Genomic DNA, 2,662 nt, shown 5'->3' on the forward strand with positions numbered 1-2,662 from the left:
CAAGGGAATCGCAAAACCGAATTGCAGGAAAACAGCGTCCAAATACCGCTAATCCTGCAATTCCAAAGCCGCTATCCGCCTCAATCAACAGGCCAGATCAATGGCTTGCGGATAGTTCACGGCCGACCAAATCGAAAATGCAAACTTAGGCTGTTGCGCGGTATCTCCTTCCACATCATCTCTTGCGCATACCTGCATTCCAAGGTGTTTGATCCTATGCTTCGCGAGGAGCAGGTAGGTCGCGACAGCTAGGCAATGTTCCAGCTGCCCTAGCGGAGGAGTCACGATTTTCCGGCAAGCTCCGTCGGCAGACGTTCCTTTCTGGCCTTGGCAAAGGCTCGGTCGCCTTCCAGAAACGCCGCCAGCATGAAAGGGATGAGTTCTGCCACGGTTTCAGACTGACCATAGGTCTGACGGTAAAGTGCAGCATACTCCTTGAGTGTTTGGCTCAGCTCCGCGCTGACGGTAATGGTGATCTTCGAAGCTGTTCGGTCCGGAAGTTTTCCAAGTTTCAGGTCAGCCATGATAACTCCTGCTCAACTGGCGTATGGCCGCAGCACGATGTCCTTGTGCACGATGACGCGCAGTGGCCAACCTGGGCGGACGACGATGGTGGGCTGGATATTGAGGTTTTTTTCGGTGATGCGCTGGCCGGCTCGACTGGCGTTCTGCTGGGCTGATTCCCGGATCGCCTTGACCAGATCGCTCTCGTTTTCGCCGAGGCTGAATTCTGTGCCGACACCGAGCAATGTGGCAAGCGCCACTCCCTTGATCATCTGCCAAGTGTGGAAATCGACTTCGTCTTCCAGCCCTGCGTAGCCGGCGGTGTCGCTCGCGGGCAGATTGTCGATTTCGGCCGACGAGCCGTCGGGCAGCAGAATGCGCTGCCAGACCAGCAGCGCTCGCTTTTGCCCGAACGCGACGACGCTGTCGTAGACGCCGATAAGACGTGAGCCCTGCGGAATCAGCAATATGTTGCCCGTGACCGTGTCGTGCACATTTTCGGTGACTTGCGCGACGACAAGGCCCGGCAAATCGGAATTGATGCCGGTGATCAGGCTGGCGGCAATCACGCTGCCAGCCATCAGTTGATATGGCGAGATCGGCGTCTGCAGCGCATGCGGATTGTAGATCCCGCCAGTGCTCCGCTGGCTGAGAAAATCAAGCTTTCGCTGCTGATTGTTCTGGTCGCCTTCCGCCGCCGCCACCGAGGCTGACGCGCGTCCTGCTTCGGATTGGGGAAGCGCCTCAAATGGATGCTGAGCAGTTTGCACGCTCTCTCCGACATCTGTCTTTTGAGCTCGATTTTCGACGCGGAAAAGCACCCGCGATTCACGCGCTTCGATCGCCTGCTGCGCTAGACGCTGCTCCTCGGCCGAGATGTCTTGGCCCGGCACGATGCCGAGCTGGCGCTGCCGCTCGAGGATGGGGCGGCCGAGGTCGCCCGGCAAAGGTAGCCCAAGGACGGGAGGCTTCGGCTTCATGCCGGAATAGTCATGGGGAAGCGTATCGAGCCCCTCGGCGGTTGGTTTGCGCTCAGTGTTGTAGAGATCTTCCGCCTGATCCCTGATGCGAAGGGCCGGCCCCTGGAGGGCGATCATGGTAACGCCGAAGACAGCGCCGGATCCGAGCGCTGCGATCGCGATGATCACACCGCGCCTGAACCGCACCACGCGGCGGGGAGAGGCCCGAAGCTGCAGTTCCTCGGGATCCAGTTTCGGCGGGATGCCAGAGCGGGAATTTTCGATCATGAGTCCTCACCTCGCCGGCTGCCGCGAAAGAGCGAGATCCGCCGTTGCGGTTGCCTGCCGTCAATCCTGCTGATGCGGATCACCTGCTGCCGCTTGGTGCCGAGGCGAAGTTCGGCCGCGGCGAAGAGCCGATCGACGATGTAATAGTTGCCGCGCACGCGATAGTTGACGAGCTCGCTGCTCCCATCTGCGCCGACGATGAAGAGTGGTGGCGCCTCGCCCTGATCTATGCGACGAGGGAACTCAATATAGACCTTGCTGCCGTCGTCGAAGGCTCGCGTCGGTCTCCAGGGCGGTGTGTCGCCACTGATTGAGTAGCGAAAGCGAAGGTTTTCGAGCGCGATATTCGACGCGACCGGTGTAACTGCCTCGGCTTGAGCATTGCGCTGGCGAAGCGCGATGATCTGGTCTTGGCTGTAGGTCCAGGAGATTGCCGCCATTGCGGTCTTCTCGGTGCTTTGAAGCTGCAAATGATAGGTCCGCCGGTCCGTCGTAATGACGACATTGGTGGCAAGACCCGGCGCGAAGGGTTTTACCAGAACATGGGTGCGCTGATTGTCACCGGTGCCGCTTGCGGTATCGCCAATGACCCAGCGCACGGTGTCGCCAGCCGACACGGCGGTTAGTTTCTCGCCCGGCTGCAGAGCGATGTCGGTCACGCGCTCCGGCGCGGCATAGAGTTGATAAAGCGCGCCATCGGTGAAGGGGTAGACTTGCACGGCATTAACATACCCGTACTTGGTGGGTTGCTGGGTCGCGGCTTTGTTGGCATCAGCGACGCGTTCTTCAGGGGGGCGCTTGTCCTCGGCCTTGCCGGGCTCGTGCTGCATTTGGCCAGGCAGCGGCAGTGGTTTTGGCACCTCGACAATTCTAATCGGCCTCTCCGGCGCCTTTTCGATCGCGGCCGGTTT

Annotated in this window: 4 protein-coding genes; 1 reads left to right on the forward strand and 3 read right to left on the reverse strand. The window is 59.9% G+C overall.

Annotation, left to right across the window (positions count from 1 at the left end; genetic code table 11):
• The coding region (locus tag EN879_RS39540) for a hypothetical protein (protein ID WP_206516445.1) at positions 1-252 on the forward strand (252 nt) is incomplete at its 5' end.
• A 29-nt stretch (positions 253-281) separates the two neighbouring features.
• Here EN879_RS39540 and EN879_RS31365 read toward each other — a convergent pair.
• The 3 genes from EN879_RS31365 to trbG form a co-directional block, all read right to left on the reverse strand.
• Positions 282-524 (reverse strand): DUF2274 domain-containing protein, encoded by a 243-nt coding sequence (locus tag EN879_RS31365; protein ID WP_024502859.1) that lies wholly within the window; start codon positions 522-524, stop codon positions 282-284.
• 12 nt (positions 525-536) lie between these two features.
• Positions 537-1,751 carry a TrbI/VirB10 family protein gene (locus tag EN879_RS31370; RefSeq protein ID WP_063169228.1) on the reverse strand — a complete coding sequence of 405 codons (1,215 nt, stop codon included), beginning with the start codon at positions 1,749-1,751 and terminating at the stop codon, positions 537-539.
• Positions 1,748-2,662: P-type conjugative transfer protein TrbG (trbG, locus tag EN879_RS31375; protein ID WP_127274499.1), on the reverse strand; the 915-nt coding region annotated here is incomplete at its 5' end. The genes trbG and EN879_RS31370, both read right to left, overlap by 4 nt.

The sequence above is a fragment of the Mesorhizobium sp. M7A.F.Ca.AU.002.02.1.1 genome, assembly GCF_003998535.1.
Lineage (GTDB): Bacteria > Pseudomonadota > Alphaproteobacteria > Rhizobiales > Rhizobiaceae > Mesorhizobium > Mesorhizobium ciceri.

Excerpts from the sequence above, each read along its gene's own strand:
- EN879_RS31365 (WP_024502859.1), bottom strand. The coding sequence starts at position 524 with ATGGCTGACCTGAAACTTGGAAAACTTCCGGACCGAACAGCTTCGAAG.
- EN879_RS31370 (WP_063169228.1), bottom strand. The coding sequence starts at position 1,751 with ATGATCGAAAATTCCCGCTCTGGCATCCCGCCGAAACTGGATCCCGAG.